Genomic DNA, 23,357 nt, shown 5'->3' with positions numbered 1-23,357 from the left:
ATCTGTTTCTTCCGAACAATGACCCTGCCGATTCAGGCTGCTCATACCGGTAAGGAAGCAATCAAGCCAGCCCACCGCAAAGGGGACTTCAATTGCACGACGACCGCCGGATCACCGAGAAGCGGCTCGAACGTTTTGTCCGGGAGCGGATAGCGCCCGCCATCCATGGCCGGGCATTGCCTCTTGAATTGAGCAGCTGGGATGCCCCGGGAGAACCGGTGACGGTGTCGGAAGCGGTCCGCCAGGTCTTTGAACCCCAGGAACACGGTGCTGCGTGGGGCAAGGCCTGGAGCACCAAATGGCTGCGGCTTCGGGGCGAGGTCCCGGAGGGCTGGGGAGTCGCGGACGGCACCGCGGTGGAGATCGTCGTCGATCTCGGGTTCAGCATCGACGCCCCGGGATTCCAGTGCGAAGGCATTGCCTGGCGGCCGGACGGCACCATCATCAAGGCGATCTCCCCGCGCAACCAGCACGTCCCGCTGAAGCTGCTCGGTGGCGGCCTCTCAGTGGACTTCTACGTGGAAGCCGCCGCCAATCCGGATCTCAGCCAGGGGTGGAGCTTCGCAGCAACTCCCTTGGGGGACAAAACCACTTCCGGAGACGAACCCCGCTACCGGCTCGGACGCATCGCCATAGCCGAACTCAACGAAGTGGTGTGGGAGCTCCACCAGGACATCTGGACCCTCAGCGGGCTGATGCACGAGTTGCCCTTCGAATTGCCTCGGCGGCATGAGATCCTCCGCGCCTTCGAGCGCATGCTCGACGTCATGGACCCGGACGATGTTGCCGGTACCGCAGCCGCCGGGAGGGAAGCCCTCGCCGAGGTCTTGAGCCGGCCCGCCTACGCCTCGGCCCACGAACTTCTGGCCACTGGCCACGCCCACATTGACTCGGCCTGGCTATGGCCGGTCCGTGAAACCATCCGCAAATGCGCCCGCACCTTCTCGAACGTCGTCGCGCTCATGGACGAGAACCCCGATTTCGTCTTCTCCTGCTCCTCGGCGCAGCAATTGGCATGGATGAAGGAGTTCTATCCTGAGCTGTTCATCCGGATACGGGAAAAGGTCAAGGCCGGTCAATTCGTGCCGGTCGGCGGCATGTGGGTGGAATCGGACACCAACATGCCCGGCGGCGAGGCCATGGCGCGCCAATTCGTCGAGGGCAAGAGCTTCTTCCTGGAGGAGTTCGGCATCGACTGCCAGGAAGCGTGGCTGCCTGACTCCTTCGGATATTCCGGCGCCCTCCCGCAGATCGTCAAGGCCGCTGGTTCCCGGTGGTTCCTGACCCAAAAGATCTCCTGGAACCAGGTCAACAAGATGCCGCACCACACCTTCAATTGGGAAGGCATCGACGGCACGCGGCTTTTCACCCACTTCCCGCCCGTGGACACCTACAACTCCGAACTCCACGGCCGCGAACTCGCCCACGCCCAGCGCAACTACCGGGAGCACGGCCGCGGCACCATCTCGCTGGTCCCCTTCGGTTACGGCGACGGCGGCGGCGGACCCACGCGCGAAATGGTTGCCGCAGCCCACCGGACAGCGGATCTGGAAGGCTCGCCGAAGGTGCGCATGGGAACCGCCGAGGAGTTCTTCAAGCAGGCCGAGGCTGAGTACCGAAACCTCCCGGTCTGGGTCGGCGAGATGTACCTCGAGCTGCATCGAGGCACCTACACGAGCCAGGCCAACACGAAACAAGGCAATCGCCGCTCGGAACACCTGCTGCGCGAGGCAGAGCTTTGGTGCTCGACGGCGGCAGTACGGACTGCAGGTTCGTTCACCTATCCCGCGGCGGACCTCAAGCGGTTGTGGCGGCTGGTGCTGCTCCAGCAGTTCCACGACATCCTGCCGGGCAGTTCCATCGCGTGGGTCCACCAGGATGCGGAGCGGAACTACGCCGCAATCGCCCGGGAACTCGAAGGCATCATTGCGGGTGCCGCGTCCGCGTTGCTGGGCGAGGGAGACACCATGTTCCTGCTCAATGCGGCCCCGCACGAACGCAGCGGCGTACCCGCGCTCGCCGCTGCCGAGCCGGTCCACTCGGATCATCCAGTCAAGGTCACGGAACGCGCCGGCGGGTATGTTTTGGACAACGGCATCATCCGCGCGGTGCTGGACGCCAACGGATTGCTGACCTCCCTGTCGGATTACGCAACGGGCCGGGAAGCCGTTGCGCCCGGGACATTCGGAAACCACCTTGAGCTCCATCGGGACACGCCCAACGAATGGGATGCCTGGGACATTGACGAGTTCTACCGCCGGAACGTCGTCTCGGTAGTCGACGCGCGATCGGTGACGCTGGAAAGCGCAGGCTGGGACGCCGTCGTCGTGGTGGAGCGGACGGTGGGCTCCTCCACGATCACGCAGCGCATTTCACTTGAGGCCGGCGCGGAATCCCTCGGTATTTCCACCACGGTGGACTGGCAGGAACACGAGAAACTGCTGAAGATCGGTTTCCCGCTGGATGTCCGCGCTGACCGTTCCGCCTCGGAGACCCAGTTCGGGCACGTATTCCGGGCCACGCACACCAACACGTCCTGGGAAGCTGCCAAGTTCGAATTCTGCGCCCACCGCTGGATCCACGTGGCGGAGCCGGGTTACGGTGTGGCGGTTTCCAACTCATCGAGCTACGGACACGACGTCACCCGGACCATCCGCGACGACGGCGGAACCACCACCAATGTCCGCGCGTCACTGCTGCGGGCACCCAAGTTCCCTGACCCCCAGGCCGACCTCGGTGTGCACGTCCTGGACCTGAGCATCCGGCCCGGCGCCAGCATCGGCGACGCCGTGGAAGAGGGTTACCGGACCAACCTCAAGCCAAGGCTGCTCGCGGGCGCGAACCCTGTGGAACCGCTCTTCACGGTGTTCAACCAAGCGCTGGTCATCGAGGCCGTCAAGCTTGCCGAGGACGGCTCCGGGGACGTGATCGTGCGGCTTTACGAATCGCTGGGGGAGCGTTCCACTGGCCTCATCACAGCCAACTTCGAATCCACCAAGGTGCAATCCGTTGACCTCTTGGAGCGCCCGGTTGAGGCTCCAGGGGTGAAGCCTGGGGCGGGCGCCGCCGAACTGACTCTGCGCCCGTTCCAGTTGGTGACCTTGCGTTTCAGTTAGCGCCGACGGCGCGGGCGGTGGGCCGGGCCGGTTTACGGCTGACGCACAGGCTCCGTCAGGGAAGCCCCAACCTTCGTTGCGTACCTTGGGACAATGTCCAATGCGATGACGACCGACTCCGGACGGCTGCCCGCCGAACAAACGGAACGGCAGCAGCCCGGGGGACAAGAGCAAGCGGCGGAGTCCACCGCCCGCCGCATCCCTGCCATCCGGCCCGAACGGGCTCCGATCAGCACGTCCGACGGCAGCGTGATTCTTGACGTCGCAATCCCGGTCTACAACGAAGAAGCGGCCCTCGAACCGGCGGTCCGTCGCCTGCATTCCTATCTCAAGGACAGCTTCCCGCACCTGTTCACCATTACCATCGCCGACAATGCCAGCACAGACTCGACCCTGGAGATCGCACGCAGCCTCAGTGCCGAACTCAGCGAAGTGCGCGTCGAGCACCTGGACCGGAAGGGGCGCGGGCGGGCCCTTCGGACCGTATGGCTCGCGTCCGAGGCGGCAGTGGTCGCGTACATGGACGTCGATTTGTCCACGGATCTTGCCGCCCTCGGACCACTCATTGCACCGCTCTTGTCAGGGCATTCGGATTTGGCGGTCGGAACCCGCCTGAACCGTAACTCGCGCGTCGTTCGAGGAGCCAAACGGGAGTTCATCTCCCGAAGCTACAACCTCATCCTCCGCGGCTCACTGGGCGCACGCTTCTCGGACGCGCAGTGCGGCTTCAAAGCCATCCGTTCCGACATCGCGCGCGCCCTCCTGCCGTGCACCGTCGACGATGCCTGGTTTTTCGACACCGAATTGCTGGTCATCGCCGACCGGGCCGGTCTCAGGGTGGCCGAGGTGCCGGTCGACTGGATAGATGACCCGCACTCGTCGGTTGACATCGTGCGGACCTCGATCGATGACTTGAAGGGGATCGCGCGGATCGGGCGGGACATGATGACGGGGCGGATACCGGTCGCCGAGCTGCGCAGCGCCCTTGGCCGCAAGGCCCCGGACAAAGGCAACGGCGCGCTCCTGGGGCAAATGCTCCGTTTCGGCGTCGTGGGTGTCGTCTCGACGTTGGCCTATCTCGCCCTGTTCGTCTTCATGCGTACGTTCGCCGATGCGCAGACCGCGAACTTCGTGGCGATGCTCATCACGGCGGTTGCCAACACCGCGGCCAACAGGCGGCTGACCTTCGGGGTGTCCGGAGCGACGGGCGCTGTACGTCATCAGTTCCAGGGCCTTGTGGTCTTCGCCCTTGGCCTGGCGCTGACTTCCGGGGTGCTCTTCTGGCTGGCTTCCGGAGGTGAGCCGCCTAGAGGCGTCGAAGTAGCGGGCGTCGTCGGCGCCAACCTCCTGGCGACCCTGCTGAAGTTCATCCTGTTCAGGGTCTGGGTCTTCAAGCAACCGCGCCAGCCCTAGGCGTGCCGCAGGCCCACAAACGCTCCATTTCAAAGTGAAAGACACAATGAGCTCCAAATCCATGACTGTCAGCATTCCCACCCGGGACCAGAACGCCGCCGCTCCCCGAGAGGCCGCTTTCGCCCATCGATGGGAGCGCCTCGCGTACGGCGAGAATCAACCGCGATGGGTCAGGCCCTCGGCCGCGGCACTGCTCCTGGTTGCCGCGCTGGTCTACTTGTGGAATCTGACGAATTCCGGATACGCCAATTCCTTCTACGCTGCGGCCATCCAGTCGGGGACAAAGAACTGGACGGCGTTGCTGTTCGCATCCCTGGACCCGTCGAACGCCATTACGGTCGATAAGCCGCCGGCAGCTTTCTGGATACCCGCACTGCTGGGCCGCGTCTTCGGATTCAGTTCCTTCACCATGCTTCTGCCCCAGGCTGCCATGGGAATCGCCTCCGTCGGGATGCTCTACTTGGCCGTCAAACGGGCGGCGGGACCGGCCGCAGGGCTTGTCGCAGGAGCCGCCCTTGCCGCGACTCCGGTAGCCGCACTCATGTTCCGTTTCAACAACCCCGATGCCATGATGGTCTTCTGCCTCATGGTGGCGGCCTGGATGACTGTGAAAGCCACCCAGAAGGCCAGCCCCGCCCTGCTTTTCTGGGCAGGAACGTTTGTCGGCATGGCCTTCCTGAGCAAGATGCTCGAAGGGCTGATGACCGTCCCGGCGCTCGGACTTGCCTACCTGTTGGCCGCCCCGGTTCCGCTCAAGAAGAGGCTTCTGCACTTGCTCGGCGCCGCGGGAGGCATCACGCTCGTCACCGGCGCGTACGCGCTGGTTTTCCAGCTCACTCCGGTATCCGTGCGGCCATACATGGCGGGGTCGCAGGGAAATTCCCTGTGGGAACTCGTCTTCGGCTATAACGGTCTCAGCCGGATCCTGGGCCGGGGCAGCGCGAATCCCGGGGGAGGGGCGGCACCGGACTTCGCCCGCTATTCCGGTGGCGCCGATGCTGTGCCTGGCGGCGGCGGAGGTGGGGCTGGATTTTCGTTCGGTGGCCCTCCCGGCGTCCTCCGCCTGTTCGGCGGCGAGTTCAGCGCTGAAGTGGCGTGGTTCCTGCCCGCCGCGTTCCTCCTCCTGGTAGCCGGACTGTGGTTCACGCGCCGGGCCGCGAGGACCGACGCGATCCGTGCCTCCTTGGTCTTGTGGGGCACATGGCTCGTCATCACCGCCGCTGTCTTTTCCTTCATGAGTGGCACCATCCACGCCTACTACACGGTCGAACTTGCCCCTGCCGTCGCCGCGTTGCTCGGCATCGTCGGGGTCCAGCTCTGGAAACACCGTTCCCAGCCTGCGTCCCGGGCCGTGCTTGTGTCGGCCGTCCTGCTGACGTCGATCTGGTCGTTCGTGCTGCTTTCCAGCGACCCCGGGTGGCTCCCGTGGCTCCGGTGGACAGTCCTCGCTGCAGGCGTCCTGAGCGCAGCCTTGATCGTGGCTGGTCCGATCCGGCTTGGGAAGGCCAGTGCGGCGGCGGCGATCCTGGCGCTCTTGTCAACAGGGCTCGGCGCGGGCGCATGGACTGTAGCCACTGCGGCCACCGGCCATACCGGAGGCTCGCCTTCCGCGGGACCGGGCTCAGGAGCGAACAACCAAGCGATGGGGCTCGCAGGGCTCACCAGCCCGGCCAGTGCCAACTCCCGTAACGGGGCCTTCGACCGCTTCCGTGGTTCCGATGCCGCCAACCCCCAGGCCGCGGCAGGAGGATTCACCGAACCCCTCGGGAATTCCGCGCTGAACACCCTGCTGCAGGCGACGAAGACGAAGTGGTCTGCTGCCACCGTTGGCGCGAACAGTGCCGCGGCCCTCGAGCTCGGTTCCGATACTTCGGTCATGGCTATTGGCGGTTTCAGCGGTTCCGATCCCTATCCGAGCCTGGACCAGTTCAAGCAAATGGTTGCCGCAGGACAAATTTCCTACTTCGTTCCGGGCAGTCCCTTTGGAGGTCCGGGTGGCCAAGGCGCGCCCGGCAAGGCAGGTGCCTCGGATCCTGGAAATCCCGGACAAGGCCCGGCGGCCCGCAGCGATAGCGGGACGGACGCGCGTGGCCTGGGACGGGCAGCAGGGAGCGGCACATCCTCGGCCATCACGCAGTGGGTCCAAGCAACGTTCCCGGCTACAACAGTCGGAGGGAGCACCGTCTACCGTCTGCACCAATGAGCGAGCGGCCCCGGCCCAACTGGCTCGCAGTTAATGTCGTTTACAGCCGCCAAAACGACAACAACTGCGAGTCAGTTGGGTTCAGACGTCGTGCTGGAGGCGCTTGACGAATTGCTTGGTGCGTTCCTCGCGCGGTTCCCGCAGGACCTCCGCGGCAGGACCGCGTTCCACCACCACGCCGCCGTCCATGAAGATGACTTCATCGGCAACCTGGCGGGCGAAGGCGAGCTCGTGCGTCACGATCACCATGGTCCAGCCTTCGTCGGCAAGTTCCTTGATGACACCGAGCACTTCACCCACGAGTTCCGGGTCCAGGGCCGAGGTGGGCTCGTCGAAGAGTAGCAATTGGGGCTTGAGGGCCAAGGCACGCACGATTCCCACGCGTTGCTGCTGGCCGCCTGACAGTTCGAAGGGATAGGCATCGCGCTTGTCCGCGAGGCCCACCCGGGCCAGGAGCCGCTCGGCTTCGGCAACAACTTCCGCGCGGGGGCGCTTCTGGACCTGCAGAGGTCCCTCGATGATGTTCTTGAGCACCGTCATGTGCGGGAACAGGTTGTAGTGCTGGAACACCATGGCGCTGCGGTCCCGGAGGGCGGCGATCTCCCGTTTGCCCACGGTGCCCGCGAAATCGAGCGTCAGTCCCGCGCCGGAGCCCCGGACCGTACCGGCGTCGGCGTCCCCGAAGGTGACCGTGCCGGCGTCGGGCACTTCGAGGCCGTTAAGCGAGCGGAGGACAGTCGTCTTTCCCGAACCGGAAGGCCCGATCAAGGCAACCACCTGTCCGCGGCGGACTTGGATGTCGATGCCGCGCAGTACTTCGTTGCTGCCGAAGGCTTTGGCGAGGTCCCGCGCGGACAGGACCAGCCCGGAGTTCCCCTGGGAGGCGTTGCTGGGCTCAGTGGGCGACATAACGGTCCAATCTACGCTCCAGGGCGGACTGGCCCGTGGAGAGGACGAGGCAAATGACCCAATAGACCAAGGCCGATTCGAGATACAGGATCATGAATTCCTGGCTGAACGCGGCAATTTGCTGGGCGTTGCGGAAAAGCTCGGTGACCAGGATGAGTGAAGCCAGCGAGGTGTCCTTCACGAGGGAAATGAAGGTGTTGGACAGCGGAGGCACCGAAACCCTGGCCGCTTGCGGCAGGATGATCCGCACGAGCGTTTGCGGCCGCGACATTCCGATGGTGTGCCCGGCCTCCCATTGGCCCTTGGGCACGGACAGGATCGCGGCGCGGATGACCTCGGCCGCGTAACCGCCCACATTGAGCGAAAACGCGATGATGGCGCTCGGCCACGGCTCCAGCTTCACGCCGATGCTCGGGAGGCCGTAGAAGATCACGAACAGCTGCACCAACAGGGGCGTCCCGCGGATCACGGAAACGTAGAAGCGCGCGACGCCGGAGAGCAGCTTGTTGGGGCTCAGCCGCAAGAGCGCAACGAGCAGGGCCAAGGCCAGGCCCAGGGCGAACGAGGCCAAGGTCAGGGGGATGGTGCCCGTGACGGCGCCGCCGACGATCGGCCCGAAGGAACTCCAGACGAGGTCCCAGTTGAAGGTCATCTGTTTGGCCGCCGGCTACTTGGTAACGTCTGCGCCGAAGTACTTCTGGGAGATCTTTGCCAGGGTTCCGTCCGTTCGAAGGTCCGCGAGGGCTTTGTCCACCGCGGCCTTGAGTTCGGTGGATCCCTTGCGGAAGACCATGGCGCTTTGCGTCTTGTCGGTGGTCTCTGCCGCGATCTTCAAGCCGGAGTCCGGGGTGCTCTTGGCGTAATCGAGGTAGGTCAGCTTGTCGTTGACCGTTGCGTCGACGCGGCCCTGGCGGACCAAGGTGGCGGCTTGCGCCCAACCTTCGACGGACTGGACGTTGGCGCCCGCATCGACTGCCATCTTGTAGAAGTTGCTGGTCAGCGACTGGGCGGTGGTCTTGCCTTTGAGGTCGGCGAAGCTGTTGATGGAGTTGTTGTCGGACTTGGTCACGACGACGCCGTTGGAGATCGTGTAGGGCACCGAGAAGTCATACTTGGCCGTGCGCTCAGGGTTGATCGAGATCTGGTTGGCAATAGCGTCGAAGCGCTTGGCATCAAGGCCCGCGAAGATGCCATCGAATTGGGTTTCCTGGAAGGTTGCCTTCACGCCGAGCTTGCCGGCCACGGCCTGGGCGATTTCGACGTCGAAGCCTGTGAGGGGGCCGGCTCCGTTGTCGTGGAAGCTGAACGGCCGGTACGTGCCTTCGGTGGCGATGACGATCTCGCCTTTGGACTTGACGTCGGAGAGCGAGGTGTCTCCACCCGACGTCGACGACGGCGAGGAACCGCCGCCGCAAGCGGACAGTGCCAGCGCGACGGCGGCAAGGGTTGCGGACAGTGCTATGCGGCGATTGGACAAGCTCTTCATGAAAGCCATCTTAGTCACGGGACCGTACCGGCTTGTCCCGGGCCTACACACAAGGACGCTTAAAAAGGCTGAGTGGGGGCGGTCCCCAACAGCCCGCCACCACTCATCCCCCCAAAAGTGCTTCCGCACGCGCCACGAACCTTGGAAACCCGTTCATTGATTCAAAGGTCAGGCTGCGTCGCCTTCACACATTCATAATTATGCCACGATATAATGGATTTATGAAAGAGGTTACGCGGTATGTTTTTTACGTTACCGCGCGGCGAGTCCGGCTGGCAACGGTTTTGGACAACCAGATGCCTCCCAAGCCAAGCGCAGCCGCCAAGGCGGCCGAGTAGTTGATGAGCGGGCGCAGCCACGTGTTCGATAGCGGGATGAGCGGAAACACCTGGGAAACGATGAGCAATCCGAGGCCCAGGAGCAGGGTCGCGGACGCGGCGCGGAGCAGGACGGGACCCGGGTTTCGAACTGACCGCCACATGCCCGGGAGTAGGCACGCGGCGACGTAGCCCGGGTAAAACCGTCCCAAAGCGGCGTAGACCTCGAGGGACGGCCCCCACGTCAGCGCGTCCAGGCCCACGCTGGAGCCCGAGGTGTCCGTCGAGAAGAAGAAGGCTGCAGTCAGGACCGCGGTAGCACCCAGGACGGCCAAACCGATCGGCCCGCGGATGGCACGTTCACCGCCATGTGAGCCAAACGCCCTGGCAACCTTGATGCCCATCAGCAGGAACGTTCCGTAGAGCAGGAACCGGAGCAGCAGGTTGCAGAGGTTGAAGTTGCCCAGCCATCCGTCAATCAGCATGTACGGGCCCTCGATGCTGAGCAGGATGTCGAGGGAAATCAGGGCGAACAGGACGAACATCATCCGGTTTTCACCCCGCAAGGCGCTGGGAATGCGAATGGCCGTCAAGGTGACGCAAACGAGGAGCGTGGCCCACGCCAATACGGTGATCATCCCAAGTTCTCCCAGATTCTGTTGTTGTGGTCGAGCTCGTGTTCATGGCGGCGCAGGGCCTTGCCCAGCGCCTGCAGCCGCTCTCCGGCCAACAGTGCCAGTTCGCCCTCGGTCATCCTGTCCAGGGCGGCGCGCCGCGCCCCGGGGGGCCATCCTGCCTCGGCCTCGGTGACGAGGCCGCTGGCCACAAGGCCTCCGGCCGGTCCGACGCCGGCGGCTCGCGACGTTGCCAGGGCCAGTTCAGGGGGCAGCCGGTTGGCCGTCAGGTGCGCGGAGAAGTTCTGCGGCGCGATCCCGGTGACCTCGCTCACGCGATGGCGGAGCTCGCCGTCGTCGATCGCGTCCACCCAGTTCCTGACCGAACTCGCGTGCGGAGTCTCTGCCAGGACCAAAGGCGCGACGCCGTCCCGGGGGCCGGAGCGCTCTACGACTGCACGCAGCAGGTCCATGGTGGAGACCTGGCTGACGAGTTCCGCGTCAGTAGGGGGAACCGGGGTCCCGCGAAGCGCCGCGTAGGCCTCGAATTGCGCCAACGCGTCGAAGGGATTCATGTCGAAGGCCCGGCTGATGCTCACGAGCGAACTCTCGGCCACCTTGCCGCGGACCAACTGCTGGGCCAACGTAGTGCGTTTCACTCCCGAAAAGCGGCACACATCGGCCGTGCTGGTGTCCGGAGCGATACCGTGCAGCCAGCGTTGGAACGCCTTGGAAGGGAGGGACATTAACCACTTTCTGATAGGCGATGACCGGCGGGCGGCGTCCGGCAGGCGGCTCCTGCCAGCTCGCGTGAGGTCAATTTTACGATGAGCGCACATTGAATTATGCTTGATTCTCGAACCCGCTGGTCCGCACACCCCCCAAGTACGGACCAGCGGGTTCTTCCATGCCCCGGTCTTTTTCGCACGGCAGGGTTTTCAAACGGCTGCCCCTTTTCGCGTGGCAGGCCTTTCCGCTCAGGAGCGGAGCAGTGAGAGGATAGACCAATGACTGCAACGCTTGTCGCCAAAGAGCTCTCCGGCGGCCACGGTCACCGCACCTTGTTCTCGAAGCTCTCCCTCACCGTCGCGCCAGGAGATGTCGTGGGTGTCGTCGGCGCCAACGGCGCCGGGAAATCCACCCTGCTGCGCATCCTTGCGGGAGCCGACCGCCCCCAGGAGGGCACGGTCAGCCTCGCTCCCAGCGACGCCTTTGTCGGCTGGCTGCCCCAGGAACACGAACGCACTCCCGGCGAAACCGTCGCGGCCTACATTGGCCGCCGCACTGGTTGCGCCCAGGCAACGGCCGAGATGGAAGCCGGCGCCGAGGGTCTCGCGGCCGGGACCCCTGAAGCCGACGACGCATACTCCCTGGCCTTTGACCGCTGGATGGCATCGGGTGCCGCGGACCTGGAGGACCGGATCCCCGCAGTGTTGGCGGAGCTTGGCCTGGAATCCGGTCCGGATGCGCTCATGACCGGCCTTTCAGGTGGGCAGGCCGCCCGCGTTGCCCTCGCCGCGCTCCTGCTGAGCCGCTTCGACGTCGTGCTCCTCGACGAACCCACCAATGACCTGGACCTCGACGGGCTCGCCCGGCTTGAATCGTTCGTCCACGGCCTTCGCGGCGGCGCGGTGCTCGTCTCGCACGACCGCGAGTTCCTGGCGCGCTGCATCACCAAGGTGCTGGAGCTGGACCTTGCCCAGAACAGCGTGGCGGTCTACGACGGCGGCTACGACTCCTTCCTCGAAGAGCGGGCGGTGGCAAAACGGCACGCACGCGAACGCTACGAGGAATTCGCCAACACCAAGGCGGATCTCGTGTCCCGGGCACGGACGCAGCGCGAATGGAGCTCGCAGGGTGTCCGGAACGCCATGAAGAAGAGCCCGGACAACGACAAGATCCGCAGGGCGGCGAGCGTCGAGTCCTCGGAAAAGCAAGCACAGAAAGTCCGCCAGATGGAGTCCCGCATCGCCCGGCTCGACGAGGTGGAAGAGCCACGCAAGGAATGGCAGCTGCAGTTCAGCATCGGCCAGGCTCCGCGCTCCAGCTCCGTCGTGGCGACCTTGCGCGACGTCGTGGCACGCCAAGGCGATTTCACGCTGGGACCTGTCAATCTCCAGCTCAACGCCGGCGAACGCATTGGCATCACGGGACCCAACGGAGCAGGAAAATCCACCCTCTTGCGGCTGCTGCTGGGACTCCAGGAGCCGGACGCCGGAGACGCCTCCATGGGTGCGTCCGTGGCGATCGGCGAGATCGACCAAGCACGTGGACTGCTGGCGGGGCACCTCACCCTGGCAGACGCCGTCGAATCCGTCCTGATCGAATGGAACTCGGCGGATGTCCGCACCCTCCTTGCCAAGTTCGGCCTCAAGGCGGACCACACCTCCCGGACCGTGGATTCCTTGTCCCCGGGCGAACGCACCCGCGCGGCGCTCGCGCTGTTGCAGGCCCGCGGCGTCAACCTGCTGGTCCTGGACGAACCCACCAACCACCTCGACCTGCCGGCGATCGAGCAGCTTGAGGAAGCCCTCGACGGTTACGACGGCGCGCTCCTGCTGGTCACGCACGACCGCCGCCTGCTCGAAAACGTCCGGCTCGATTCCCGCTGGCACCTTGACAACGGCATCGTGACCGAACTGCACCACACTTCCGGAATGGGGAATCACAAGCCATGAGCATGGATGGCGTCGCCTGGCGCTCGCTCTACAACATCACCCGCGCCAAGAGCGGCTCCCAGCCGTTCTCCCGCGAAACCATCAAGCGCGTCCTCGCTTTCGCGAAACCGCACCGCAACAAGCTGATCGCCTTCGTGCTGGCCTCGATTGCCAGTGCCTTCCTTGCCGTAGCCACCCCCGTGCTGGCCGGCAAGGTGGTGAACGCGCTTATCGCCAAGGCCGGCGTGGACGTCGTGGTAGGGCTGGCAGGGCTTATCGCTGCCGTGGCCATCGCCGACGCCGGAGTGGGACTGCTGACCCGCTGGCTGTCATCCGTGATCGGCGAAGGCGTAATCGTGGATCTGCGGACCCGAGTGTTCGACCACGTGCAGCGCATGCCCATCGCCTTCTTCACCCGGACCCGTACCGGCGCCCTCGTCAGCCGCCTCAACAACGACGTCATCGGAGCCCAGTCGGCCTTCGCGGGCACGCTCTCCGGGGTGGTCAGCAACGTGGTGTCCTTGATCCTGACGCTCGTGGTCATGCTCAACACCTCCTGGCTGGTCACCGTGCTGGCGATGGTGCTGCTCCCCATCTTCCTCATCCCCGCGCGCCGCATGGGATCCAAGCTGGCCGACCTCCGCCGTGAGGCGGCGTCCCACAACGCGGCCATGGGAACCCAGATGACGGAGCGTTTCTCCGCTCCAGGAGCCACGCTCGTCAAACTCTTCGGCCGCCCGGACGAAGAATCCGCCGAGTTCGCCCTGCGGGCCGGCCGTGTGCGGGACATCGGCGTCCGCACCGCGATGTTGCAGTTCACGTTCATCACCGCGCTGACCCTCGTTTCCGCACTGGCCCTCGCGCTGGTTTACGGATTGGGCGGTTGGCTCGCGCTGAGCGGGCAGCTGGCCGCGGGCGACGTCGTCGTGCTGGCGCTGCTGCTCACCCGGCTCTATGCGCCGCTCACCGCGCTGTCGAGTGCGCACGTCGAGGTGATGAGCGCGTTGGTCAGCTTCGAGCGGGTCTTCGAGATCCTGGACCTCAAGCCGCTCATCCAGGAAAAGCCCGACGCCGTCCCGGTGCCTTCGGGACCTGTCGCGGTGGAGTTCGACGACGTCCGCTTCGGCTACCCGTCCGCGGACAAGGTCTCCCTCGCCTCGCTGGAGGAAGTGGCGACGCTCGATACCCGCGGCGGCGAGGAAGTCCTGCACGGTATCAGCTTCCGCGTGGAGCCCGGGCAGACCGTGGCACTCGTGGGGTCCTCCGGCGCGGGCAAGTCCACCGTGGCGCAACTGCTGTCCCGCCTGTACGACGTCGACTCCGGCGCCGTGCGCCTCGGCGGGCACGGGCGCGGTACCGGCCTGGACATCCGGGACGTAACGTTCGATTCCCTCAGGGCGACCCTGGGCATGGTCACCCAGGACGGCCACCTGTTCCACGAAAGCATCGCCTCCAACTTGCGCCTGGCCCGGCCGGGAGCAACGGACGAGGATATGTGGGACGTGCTCCGGCGCGCCCGGCTGGAAGCCATGGTCCGCTCCTTGCCGGACGGCCTGGAGACCGTGGTGGGGGAGCGCGGTTACCGGCTTTCCGGCGGGGAACGCCAGCGGCTCACCATTGCACGGCTCCTCATCGCCCAACCGAAGGTCGTCATCCTGGACGAAGCCACGGCGGCCTTGGATTCCACGAGTGAAGCGGCCGTCCAAGCGGCCTTGGGCGAGGCACTCGAGGGACGCACCGCCGTCGTGATCGCCCACCGGCTCTCCACCATCCGGGCGGCCGACGTCATCCTCGTCGTGGAGGACGGGTCGATCATCGAGCGCGGTTCGCACGCAGAGCTCCTCGCCGCTGACGGCCGTTACGCAGAGCTGTACAACACGCAGTTCGCGGAGGCGACGGCCGTGGCCCAGGAAGCGGTTCCGGAGCTTTAGGCGCGGCGCCGGCGCCGGGCGTTCGACACTGTCACGCTGAGCAACTTTTTAGCGCCCGGCGCCGGAGACAACCCCGGAAACCCGCGGGTTCGGGAATCGGCCACGGCCAAAAACCTGCACCACGTGACGCCGCGATGCCGCGGCTCCGGCGCCGGGCGTCAGCTCCGGGTGTGTTGACGGACTTCCGGCGCGACCTCCACGCGGTTCCGGCCGGCGGACTTGGCGGCGTACAAGGCCATATCGGCTTCCTTGAGGAGGCGTTCGCTGCTGACCCGGTGGTCGGGCACAAAGGCCGAGAGGCCGGCGCTCAAGGTCAGGGTGCCGGAAGGGTTTCCTGAATGGGCAATCCCCAGGCCCCGCACTGCCTCCAGCGCGCGGGAGAGCCTTGCCTCTGCGCCGGATACCGTCTGGCCGGGCAGCAGGAAGAGGAACTCCTCCCCGCCGAACCGGTAGATGCCATCGCTTTCGCGCCCTTGGGCGGCAAGGGAGGCCGCCACCGACTGCAAGGCGAGGTCGCCGGCCTGGTGGCCATAAAGATCGTTGTACCTCTTGAAATTGTCCACGTCGCAGATCGCCAGGCTGTAGTCGGTGCCGTAGCGGGCACTTCGATGATGCAGCTGCTCCAGGTCCTCCGAGAGCTTCAGCCGGTTATGGAGCTTCGTCAGGGGATCGGTCCGCGCTTGCTCCGCGAGCGCGGCGCGGTAGCGCGCAAGGTCCGTGTGCAGCGACGTCACCCTTTGCGCCACCAGCAGCCGGGTGTGCAAGGCGAACGGGTCAAGCGGCTTGGCCACGTAGTCATCAGCACCGGCATGCATGCCCGCGACGACGTCCTCGCGTGCATCCTTCGAGGTGACAAGGACGAGGTACGTGTAGGAATCCTCTTCCGCGCTACGGATGGCGCGGCAGAGTTCCAGTCCGTTGAGCCCGGGCATCATCAGGTCAGTCACGACCACTTGCGGCCGGTGTTGCCGGTACAGCTCCCACGCGGAGCTGCCGTCCGCGGCCACGATGCATTCGTGGCCGGACTGCTCCACTGCCGCCTTCGCCACCAGGCGCGAACCGAAATCGTCGTCCGCCACCAGGACCTTCATGGGGCCACCGACAGTGCGCGGTCCAATGCTTCGTCAACAAGGGCCAATTCGGCTTCAAGGCCGGCCAGGAGCGCTGGATCGACGGGCCTGCCGCTTGATGAGTTGCGCTCCAATTCCTCGCACATCCGGGCCGCGCGGGCGGCTCCGATGTTGGCTGCGGCGCCTTTCAATTTGTGGACCACTTGCCTGAATGCCTCTTCGCTGCCGTTGTGCAATGCCTGGCGGAGTGCGTCCAGGCTCGGTTGAATGTCTTGCCTGAAGGCCTGGGCGGCGGCAGGCAGCAAGCCCAATCCGTCCGCCGGGCCCAGGTCCCGCAATGTTTCCAGCCTCGCGGGGTCGAGGGCGGGGCTAGCACTTTCCTTCGATGTTTCCGGTATCCATCGCGAGAGAACCTGCTCCAGTTTGTCCACGTCCACGGGTTTGGTCAGATAGTCGTCCATGCCGGCTGCAAGGCAGCGCTCGCGGTCCTCATCCAGGGCGCCTGCGGTCATGGCAATGACGGGGAGCCTCCTGCGGCCATCGTGCCGTGCCCGGATGGCCTTGGTGGCCTCGAATCCGTCCATGACGGGCATGTGGCAATCCATCAGGACCGCTGCATACTGTGTTGCCGCAGTGGCGGCGACTGCTTCGCTGCCATCGGCGACGACCTCGGCCTCGTACCCAAGCTTCGCAACCATGCTGCGGGCCACGAGCTGGTTGACCTCGTTGTCCTCGACGACCAGAATCAGGCCGCGCGAAGGCTGGCTGATGGTTACCGGGATCGCCGGGGAAACCGCGGGAGCCGCGAGGGGGCGGGCCGCTACAAGGCGCATGAGCCGGTCATAGAATTCGGAGCTGCGCACGGGCTTCGTCAGCCATTCCTGGACCCCGGCGGCCACGAGTTCGGCTTTGTCCACATTCATCGTGGACGTGAGCATGATGATCCGTGTGGATCCGAGCGCGACGTCGGTGCTCAGCTTGTGGGCCAGTTCCAGGCCGTTCATGTCCGGCATGCACATGTCCAGCACCGCAATGTCGAAGGGACGTCCGGCGGCGGCCTCTTCGCGGCAGCGCTCCAGGCCCTGTTGGGCGTCGCCGACAGCCTCGGGATTCATCCGCCAGCCCGCCAATTGTGCCGTGAGCACCAGCCTGTTGGTCGAGTTGTCGTCCACCACAAGGACCCGCAGTCCCGTGAGCTGGTCGGGGGAGACCGACGGCGGAACTGCGGCGGGCCCGCTCACCGCCAAGGGCAGGGTGGCCCAGAAGGTGCTTCCGTTGCCCAAGGAACTGTCCACCCCGATCTCGCCGTCCATCACTTCGGTGAGCCTCCGTGAGATCGCCAGCCCCAGGCCGGTTCCACCGTATCGCCGGGTGGTAGAGGCATCGGCCTGCGAGAACGACTCGAAGAGCCTGAGATGGTCTGCCGCCTCGATCCCGATACCGGTGTCCCGGACTTCGAAGCGCACCCGCACGTTCGTGGATTCCCGCTCCACGACCTTCACGCTGATGACGACTTCCCCCGAGGGAGTGAACTTCACGGCGTTTGAGGCCAGGTTGAGCAGGATCTGCCGGATGCGGCCGGCGTCGCCCAACAGCATCGCCGGAACCTCCGGCCGGCAGTAGGCAATCAGCTCGAGGCCTTTGGCTTGTGCGGCTTCGGCAAGGAGGACAGCCAGTTCCTCCACGAGGGTGCGCGGATTGAAGGGCGCAGGGTCCAGGTCGACCTTCCCGGCTTCGAGTTTCGAGAAGTCCAGAATGTCATTGATGAGGGTGAGCAGGGCTTCACCTGCCCCCTTGACGCCTTCGGCATATTGGCGCTGGGTTTCTTCCAAGGGGGTGTCCAGCAACAAGCCGGTCAGCCCGATCACGCCGTTCATGGGTGTGCGGATCTCATGGCTCATCGTCGCGAGGAACTCCGACTTCAAGCGGCTGGCTTCCTCGGCGGCTTCACGGGCGGTTACCAACTCGGCCTGGGCGATCCTTCGTTCGGTGATGTCCTGGGCGATCGTGGCGACTCCGCGGATACCGCCGGTGCCGCGGATCGGGGACATTGTGAGCGAGACCGGAACGATGGATCCGTCGACGCGAAGCCGTGCCGTTTCGTAGCTGTGGGTTTCCCCGCCGGCCCTGATGGCCGCCATGAGCTGGTTCTCCTCATCCTGAAGGCCATCCGGAATGATGAAGGAAACGTTCCTGCCGATTGCCTCCGCGGCGCTGTACCCGTAGATCCGTTCCGCACCGGGGTTCCAGCTGGTGATGACGCCGTCGAGGGTCTTTCCCACGATGGCATCGGCCGAGGAGTTGACGATTGCGCCGAGGCCTTCAAGCTCCGCCGTCCGCTGGGCAACCTTCGATTCGAGATCCCGGGTCAGGTTGATGTTCTCCAGGATCATGAGGATCTGGCGCGTGACGGCGAGGGCCAGCACGGTAAGTCCCACGGTCTGGAGGAAGGGGTCGCCGGGGCGCCCGACGCGTATGGGCGCCACCATCACGGCACCGAAAACGGGGACATAGGGGAGGAGCTCCAACGCCAGGGTGTAGAGGCGCCGGTCCGTCCTGGGACGCGGGGCGTAAGGGACCAACGGGGCCAGGGCTATCAGCAGGAACGCCGCGATCCACCCTGCTGCCAAGGGTGTTCCGGTGAGCCCGGTGACGCCGTCGGACGTCAGGTCAACGTAGGTGCTGTCAGTGATCGCGAGGACCAGGAGCCCGCCACCCAGGCAGACCCACCTGAGGCGCTCGCCGGGTGCCCTCCGCATCGTGAGCATGAGGACAAGGGAAACCATCACGATATCGGCAACGGGATAGGCAAGGCCCGTGAGGTGGACGAGGGGTTCCTGCCCCCCGGCCTTGTACATGGAACCGAGGACGGTGGCCCAGCTGATGAACAGTACAGCCGAGGCGATCACTGCCGCATCAAGGAGCCCGCGCAGGAAAGCAACCCGGGAAACCCGGGGACGCGGGAACAAGTAGAGACCGATCGCGGCCGGGATCGAATAGCCGACGAATGCGGCATCGGCCGCGGAAGGGTAGGGATAGTCGTGGTCAAGCGTCAGCCCGTAGAAGGTCCAGATGGATTGACCGATGGTCCAGATCAGCGTGGCCAGTGCCATGACCCACCACGCGCGGGAGCTTTCGTCCTTGCGCCGGGCTGCCCGGGCGCAACTGACGGTGGCGAGCAGCACTGCCGCCAGGATGGCGAGATCACCGGCGGACTGGGCCCCGGACGTCCCGTGGTTGGCTCCAAGGACCATCGCCAGGACCACAACTGCGGCACCGGCGGCAATGACCGTCCACAGCAGGGTGGGCTTTCGCAGGCCGTGGCCGCTCATGCCGATGGCCGGCGCGTCGCGGCGCTCTCCAAGAAAATGCATGCGATCCCCCAGCTGGATCTGACAATGCGGGCCTGTATTAGGTTAGACCAAACTTTGCCACCAGAAGGCGCAAAGCTCCACTGCTTCTTCGCGGCAAAACCCGGAAAATGAGAATCCCCGTGAGGCCGGAATTTCCCGCCGCGGGGATGCCCTACTTTTGGGCGAGCAAGGGCAGCACGTGATCGGTCAGGAGTGGAGCCAAATCGTCCGGAAGTTCGGCAGAGAGATCCAACCAGCGGATCTCTGCGATCTCGGCGGAAGGATGGGCTTCCCACGTGCCCGGTGCCGTGAAGACGGTGGCTTCGATGTCCGTGGCGGCCTCGTTCGCGGCGACAGCGAGCCAGCTCCCCAAGGGCTCCAGCTCAGCCGGATCGACGTCGATTCCGACTTCCTCGGCCAGCTCGCGGGAGGCGGCCTCCGCCGCGGTTTCACCTGGTTCGGGCTTGCCTCCCGGGTGCATGAACTTGTCCGTACCGCGCTTGCGTACCGTCAACAACCGTCCGGCGTCGTCGTAGACGCAGACCGCGCTGACGACTATCACGTCTTTGGCCGAGCCGTTGTGGGTCATTGCTCTCTCCTTAGCCGCGATTCCAGCAGCAAGTCCTTGGCCGGTCCGTGGACGTCCCACGCGTAGCTGAAAGCGTCCGGTCCGCCCCAGAGGTAATTGACTTTGTAGTCATCGGGATCGCACCAGTGGCTGTCCTCGTTGGCGTGGTCGCGGAAGCTCATGCGGTGGAAGGGTTTCCCGTCCGGGAAGTAGACGTCCATGGCGGCGGGGGAGCCGGCGGGCCGCAGGAGGTATTCGCGGAAGGCCGGACCCGTGTGGGTGGGCCACGTCATGGTGCCGTCTTCGCGAAGGAGGAGGCCGCCGTCGGGCGTTCCTGAATAGCGCACGACGCCGGTGAACGTGCCCCGGGCGCCGCTCGCCCGGTCCCACAGGGACCGTTCCACGGTCCAGCTGCCCAGCAGGTAGGCCCGCAGGTCTTGCGTCGGAGACGATTCGCGCAGCTGGTCTTTCAAGTGCCCTCGATTGGAATCGAACCAACGACACCGGCTTTAGGAGAGCCGTGCTCTATCCACTGAGCTACGAGGGCCTGTGCACGGGCTGGAAGCTCCTGGGAGCCGCTGGCCGGGCACGCATACAAGCATACAAGCTGCCGGGGCGGCCCCCGAACACCGCCGCGGGCACCACGGGCGGCGCGGGACGCGGTGGGCTGACGCTAGGCTGGCCCGCATGAGAGAGCAGATGACGGTGCAGGCCGACCCCGGCGACCACCTCCCGGACCTGGCGACCATCCGCTCCAACATCGGAGGCTGGGCCCACTTGAGCGTGGTGCAGTATTTCGTGGCGGAATCGGCGGTGATAGAAGCCTGGCGCGGCCCCGAGCCCTACGATCGCCGGACCGGGTTCATCAGCGATCTTGGGGCGCTCAAATGCGGGGCCTACGAGCACCGCGACGTCTGTTCGCCCCTTCACCTGCTCATGAATGCCTCCTTCGTGGTGCAGGGCCTGGCGTTGCTTTTCGGGGCGTTGCTGCTGAGTTCCGCGCTCCTGTGCATCGCGGCCCGTCCCGGCGTGCGGATCCTGCAAGGCGCCGGCTACCGCAGAGCGCGGGCCACCGCCGTCGCGGTCCGTGTCCTGACGGGGATCTCCGGGCTGGGGACCGTGGTTGTTGGTTTTGTGCCGGAAGACCTGGGGTCTCCCTTCCATTTCGTGGGCGCCCTCATGTTCTTCATCGGTGGTGCATTCGCCCTGGTGCTCCTCGGAGTGCTCTGGCTGCCGCATACACCCATGAGCTGGTTCATCCTGGTATGCGGAGTGCTGACCCTGGGCGCCCTCGTGGTCGGTGGGTTGACGCGGATGGACGTCCCGGAACCGGGAACCCTGGAACGCCTGATGGGCTATCCGGTCACGATCGGATTTTCCGCCGCGGGGCTGGTGGTGGCGCAAAGGGTCCGGGATGTACGGCGAACGGCGCGGCTTGCAAAACGCTGAGTTTTCGCGGGTAGCCTCATGTCAGCGGGTGGGTAATCTTTGCATTATCATGAGTGCACTCACCGGAATGGCGCCGGGCTGAGGGTTCCACGCAGTTTTGGCGCAGACTAGATTGACCGATACGGCAGAACATAGGACCCATGACTCATCAGCTTGTTCTGCGTCGTCCGGGACACGCAGGCGTTATTTTCCTCCTAGGGGCAGGATCCGGCCTTTCGGGTTGTGCCCTTCGGAACCCTCACGGGCCGATCGCCCGACGGCGACAGGCCACACGGCGATGAGCGCCCAGACCCTGCCCGCCCGGGATTCCACGCTTCCCGATGACGCTTCGGAGGCTTCAGCCGAAGATATGACGGCCCCCGCCGACCAGATCACCGTCGACTTGGCGGCGGACGGAATTGTCGAGGTCACCCTGCCGCCGAATTCCGTGGTCCGCTCGCCGGAAGCCCGGGCGGCCGCGGCGGCCGTTCGCATGTTTGCGGACGGCCGAAGGCTTCCGCTTCTGCTCAGAGTGACCGGAGTACTTTCCGTCACCGACGACGCGCGCCTGACGTACACGAATTCCGTGGCGGTTTCAGCCTGTGCCCTCTTGGGGGAGAGCCCTGTGGACCGTGTGATCGCACATTTTCTCCTGCGCGCGAAGCCAGGTTCCCTCCCGGGACAGTTCTTCACCTCAGAGGCGGAAGCCCGTGACTGGTTGAGAGAGCACCACAGTGAATCATGAGCCCCAGGACCCGCGACTCCTTGCCCTTGTTGAAGGGGTAGTGCGGATTGCCGACGGCGACCTCAGCACGAGGATCCCGGTCTCCGGCCCGCGGGACGAGGTGGCTGCCGTCATTACCGGGATCAACCTCATGGCCGACGATCTTCAAGCCATCTACCAAGAGCTCGAGGAACGGGTCGAAAGCCGGACTGCGATGCTGCGCGAGGCCCAGATCGAACTCGAAAGGATGGCGCTCACTGATCCGCTGACTCAATTGGCCAACCGCACGGCACTCGAACGGGCGCTGAACCATGAACTCGTCGAGGCCGAGAGGGGTGAGCTCCCGCCGGCGTTGCTGGTTTTGGACTTGAACTCATTCAAGGGGATCAACGACACCTTGGGGCACGGGGCAGGGGACACCGTCTTGAAGGTCACAGCACGGCGCCTGATCTCAGCGGTCCGCGACACTGACATGGTGGCCAGGCTCGGCGGGGACGAATTTGCCGTCATGCTGCCAAAATCCAATGCCGCGCATGCACGGGGCGTCGCCAAGCGGATCCTTCGGGCTGTCGGTGAGAGCATCGACATCGGCGAAGTCCGGATCATCTGCGGGACCAGCATCGGGCTCCGGGTCGCCGAACCGGGACAGTCGGTGGACGACCTCGTCATGGAAGCCGATACGGCCATGTATGCGGCAAAGGCCGAGCAAGGGAGCAGCGTCAGGGTATTCGAACCGGCCTTGTTGTACGCGCGCCGGCTCCAAGGACTCATGATCTCGGAACTGCGTGAAGCCATCCGCACAGATCAGCTGGTGCTCCACTTCCAGCCTGTTGTCGAGTTGGCTTCGGGCCGGATTGAAGGCGCCGAGGCGCTGGTGCGGTGGAACCACCCCGAAAGGGGATTGTTGATGCCGGATGCCTTCATCCCGCTGGCCGAGGAAACCGGAATCATCCTCGACCTCGGGTATTGGGTCCTTCGGCGGGCAATGCAGCAACTGCGCGAGTGGCTGGATGGCCCGGCCGTGGACGAAGACTTCAGCATGCGGGTCAATATTTCGACAACCGAACTGCAAAGCCTGGAATTGATCGAGCACGTCCGGGAAGTGCTCGCCGAGACCGGAGTGGAAGCATCCAAGCTTGTCATCGAGCTGACGGAGTCAATGGCGGTGAATGGCAGCGACATCGACAAATACTCGCTGACCGGCCTCCGGCGTCTGGGCATCCGTTTGGAAATCGACGACTTCGGCACGGGCTATTCGTCCATCAGCTACTTGCGCAGCCTTCCCGTCAACGTGGTCAAGATCGACCGCTCCCTCATCCAGGACCTGGGCAAGGACGAGAAGGAACGGAATTTTGTGGCGGCCGTTCTCCAACTCATTCATGCGTGCGGAATGCAGGCCGTTGCCGAGGGCATCGAAACGGCAGAACAGGCGGCTGAGCTTGCCCGCTTGGGCTGCGCCAGTGGCCAGGGCTATTACTTTGGACGGCCCATGGCGGCGGACAAGTTTGCGGAACTGCTGCGGGGGGCCTGAACGTACTTACTCCCCGTTTACTCCCCGCGACGGAAGG

17 protein-coding genes and 1 tRNA gene are annotated in these 23,357 nt (G+C 65.1%); 8 read left to right on the top strand and 10 right to left on the bottom strand.

The features are described 5' to 3' along the window. Window positions 1-92: 92 nt before the first annotated feature. The 3 genes from ACSBOX_RS16715 to ACSBOX_RS16705 all read left to right on the top strand — a co-directional run bounded on the left by ACSBOX_RS16715 (window position 93) and on the right by ACSBOX_RS16705 (window position 6,732). Window positions 93-3,116, top strand: a complete 3,024-nt coding sequence (locus ACSBOX_RS16715) for an alpha-mannosidase (protein ID WP_442543453.1) — start codon at window positions 93-95, stop codon at window positions 3,114-3,116. 105 nt (window positions 3,117-3,221) lie between these two features. Beyond that, window positions 3,222-4,529 (top strand): glycosyltransferase, encoded by a 1,308-nt coding sequence (locus ACSBOX_RS16710; RefSeq protein WP_442543452.1) that lies wholly within the window; start codon window positions 3,222-3,224, stop codon window positions 4,527-4,529. Window positions 4,530-4,590: 61 nt separating this feature from the next. Continuing rightward, window positions 4,591-6,732, top strand: a complete 2,142-nt coding sequence (locus tag ACSBOX_RS16705) for a glycosyltransferase family 39 protein (RefSeq protein ID WP_442543451.1) — start codon at window positions 4,591-4,593, stop codon at window positions 6,730-6,732. An 81-nt stretch (window positions 6,733-6,813) separates the two neighbouring features. Here the strand turns inward: ACSBOX_RS16705 and ACSBOX_RS16700 are convergent, their stop codons facing one another. From ACSBOX_RS16700 to ACSBOX_RS16680, 5 genes are all read right to left on the bottom strand, one after another. Then, on the bottom strand, window positions 6,814-7,641 hold the full coding sequence (locus ACSBOX_RS16700) for an amino acid ABC transporter ATP-binding protein (protein ID WP_442543450.1): 828 nt from the start codon (window positions 7,639-7,641) through the stop codon (window positions 6,814-6,816). Next, on the bottom strand, window positions 7,628-8,293 hold the full coding sequence (locus ACSBOX_RS16695) for an amino acid ABC transporter permease (protein ID WP_284764286.1): 666 nt from the start codon (window positions 8,291-8,293) through the stop codon (window positions 7,628-7,630). Before ACSBOX_RS16695 ends, ACSBOX_RS16700 begins: the two co-directional genes overlap by 14 nt. A gap of 15 nt (window positions 8,294-8,308) precedes the next feature. Beyond that, window positions 8,309-9,127, bottom strand: a complete 819-nt coding sequence (locus ACSBOX_RS16690; RefSeq protein WP_241708172.1) for an amino acid ABC transporter substrate-binding protein — start codon at window positions 9,125-9,127, stop codon at window positions 8,309-8,311. A 247-nt stretch (window positions 9,128-9,374) separates the two neighbouring features. Further along, a complete protein-coding gene (locus tag ACSBOX_RS16685; protein ID WP_442543449.1) occupies window positions 9,375-10,082 on the bottom strand; it encodes a hypothetical protein in 708 nt (235 codons plus the stop codon). Next, window positions 10,079-10,804, bottom strand: coding sequence for a hypothetical protein (locus ACSBOX_RS16680; RefSeq protein WP_442543448.1), 726 nt, complete (start codon window positions 10,802-10,804; stop codon window positions 10,079-10,081). Before ACSBOX_RS16680 ends, ACSBOX_RS16685 begins: the two co-directional genes overlap by 4 nt. Window positions 10,805-11,065: 261 nt before the next feature. Between ACSBOX_RS16680 and ACSBOX_RS16675 the strand changes: the two genes are divergently transcribed. Next, the gene (locus ACSBOX_RS16675) at window positions 11,066-12,736 is read left to right on the top strand and encodes an ABC-F family ATP-binding cassette domain-containing protein (protein WP_442543447.1); all 1,671 of its coding nucleotides are present in this window, start codon (window positions 11,066-11,068) and stop codon (window positions 12,734-12,736) included. Then, on the top strand, window positions 12,733-14,646 hold the full coding sequence (locus ACSBOX_RS16670) for an ABC transporter ATP-binding protein (protein ID WP_442543446.1): 1,914 nt from the start codon (window positions 12,733-12,735) through the stop codon (window positions 14,644-14,646). Before ACSBOX_RS16675 ends, ACSBOX_RS16670 begins: the two co-directional genes overlap by 4 nt. Before the next feature lie 158 nt (window positions 14,647-14,804). Here ACSBOX_RS16670 and ACSBOX_RS16665 read toward each other — a convergent pair whose 3' ends face one another. The 5 genes from ACSBOX_RS16665 to ACSBOX_RS16645 form a co-directional block, all read right to left on the bottom strand. Then, window positions 14,805-15,737, bottom strand: a complete 933-nt coding sequence (locus ACSBOX_RS16665) for a GGDEF domain-containing response regulator (protein ID WP_442543445.1) — start codon at window positions 15,735-15,737, stop codon at window positions 14,805-14,807. After that, the gene (locus tag ACSBOX_RS16660; protein ID WP_442543444.1) at window positions 15,734-19,090 is read right to left on the bottom strand and encodes a response regulator; all 3,357 of its coding nucleotides are present in this window, start codon (window positions 19,088-19,090) and stop codon (window positions 15,734-15,736) included. The genes ACSBOX_RS16665 and ACSBOX_RS16660 overlap by 4 nt, the downstream gene beginning before the upstream one ends. 151 nt (window positions 19,091-19,241) lie before the next feature. Continuing rightward, window positions 19,242-19,658 carry an NUDIX hydrolase gene (locus tag ACSBOX_RS16655; protein ID WP_442543443.1) on the bottom strand — a complete coding sequence of 139 codons (417 nt, stop codon included), beginning with the start codon at window positions 19,656-19,658 and terminating at the stop codon, window positions 19,242-19,244. After that, window positions 19,655-20,110, bottom strand: a complete 456-nt coding sequence (locus ACSBOX_RS16650) for a DUF6314 family protein (protein ID WP_442543442.1) — start codon at window positions 20,108-20,110, stop codon at window positions 19,655-19,657. Before ACSBOX_RS16650 ends, ACSBOX_RS16655 begins: the two co-directional genes overlap by 4 nt. A 1-nt stretch (window position 20,111) precedes the next feature. Then, window positions 20,112-20,184, bottom strand: a tRNA-Arg gene (locus tag ACSBOX_RS16645). A gap of 140 nt (window positions 20,185-20,324) precedes the next feature. Here ACSBOX_RS16645 and ACSBOX_RS16640 point away from each other — a divergent pair. The 3 genes from ACSBOX_RS16640 to ACSBOX_RS16630 all read left to right on the top strand — a co-directional run bounded on the left by ACSBOX_RS16640 (window position 20,325) and on the right by ACSBOX_RS16630 (window position 23,320). Continuing rightward, the gene (locus ACSBOX_RS16640) at window positions 20,325-21,086 is read left to right on the top strand and encodes a DUF998 domain-containing protein (protein ID WP_442543441.1); all 762 of its coding nucleotides are present in this window, start codon (window positions 20,325-20,327) and stop codon (window positions 21,084-21,086) included. 277 nt (window positions 21,087-21,363) lie between these two features. Further along, window positions 21,364-21,810, top strand: a complete 447-nt coding sequence (locus tag ACSBOX_RS16635) for a DUF7793 family protein (RefSeq protein WP_442543440.1) — start codon at window positions 21,364-21,366, stop codon at window positions 21,808-21,810. Then, entirely contained in the window at window positions 21,800-23,320 is a 1,521-nt protein-coding gene (locus ACSBOX_RS16630; protein WP_442543439.1) for a putative bifunctional diguanylate cyclase/phosphodiesterase, read from the top strand. The genes ACSBOX_RS16635 and ACSBOX_RS16630 overlap by 11 nt, the downstream gene beginning before the upstream one ends. Window positions 23,321-23,357 lie beyond the last annotated feature (37 nt).

Origin of the sequence: Arthrobacter sp. KN11-1C, from assembly GCF_052180225.1 — a bacterium.
In the GTDB taxonomy this organism is placed as follows: domain Bacteria; phylum Actinomycetota; class Actinomycetes; order Actinomycetales; family Micrococcaceae; genus Arthrobacter.
This window is presented reverse-complemented; position numbering and strand designations above follow the sequence as displayed.

Bases quoted from the DNA above. Each gene is read 5' to 3' on its own strand.
- ACSBOX_RS16670 (WP_442543446.1), top strand. From the start codon at position 12,733: ATGAGCATGGATGGCGTCGCCTGGCGCTCGCTCTACAACATCACCCGC.
- ACSBOX_RS16685 (WP_442543449.1), bottom strand. From the start codon at position 10,082: ATGATCACCGTATTGGCGTGGGCCACGCTCCTCGTTTGCGTCACCTTG.
- ACSBOX_RS16690 (WP_241708172.1), bottom strand. From the start codon at position 9,127: ATGAAGAGCTTGTCCAATCGCCGCATAGCACTGTCCGCAACCCTTGCC.
- ACSBOX_RS16700 (WP_442543450.1), bottom strand. From the start codon at position 7,641: ATGTCGCCCACTGAGCCCAGCAACGCCTCCCAGGGGAACTCCGGGCTG.
- ACSBOX_RS16710 (WP_442543452.1), top strand. From the start codon at position 3,222: ATGACGACCGACTCCGGACGGCTGCCCGCCGAACAAACGGAACGGCAG.
- ACSBOX_RS16665 (WP_442543445.1), bottom strand. From the start codon at position 15,737: ATGAAGGTCCTGGTGGCGGACGACGATTTCGGTTCGCGCCTGGTGGCG.
- ACSBOX_RS16680 (WP_442543448.1), bottom strand. From the start codon at position 10,804: ATGTCCCTCCCTTCCAAGGCGTTCCAACGCTGGCTGCACGGTATCGCT.
- ACSBOX_RS16705 (WP_442543451.1), top strand. From the start codon at position 4,591: ATGACTGTCAGCATTCCCACCCGGGACCAGAACGCCGCCGCTCCCCGA.
- ACSBOX_RS16635 (WP_442543440.1), top strand. From the start codon at position 21,364: ATGAGCGCCCAGACCCTGCCCGCCCGGGATTCCACGCTTCCCGATGAC.
- ACSBOX_RS16655 (WP_442543443.1), bottom strand. From the start codon at position 19,658: ATGACCCACAACGGCTCGGCCAAAGACGTGATAGTCGTCAGCGCGGTC.
- ACSBOX_RS16695 (WP_284764286.1), bottom strand. From the start codon at position 8,293: ATGACCTTCAACTGGGACCTCGTCTGGAGTTCCTTCGGGCCGATCGTC.
- ACSBOX_RS16660 (WP_442543444.1), bottom strand. From the start codon at position 19,090: ATGCATTTTCTTGGAGAGCGCCGCGACGCGCCGGCCATCGGCATGAGC.
- ACSBOX_RS16675 (WP_442543447.1), top strand. From the start codon at position 11,066: ATGACTGCAACGCTTGTCGCCAAAGAGCTCTCCGGCGGCCACGGTCAC.
- ACSBOX_RS16640 (WP_442543441.1), top strand. From the start codon at position 20,325: ATGAGAGAGCAGATGACGGTGCAGGCCGACCCCGGCGACCACCTCCCG.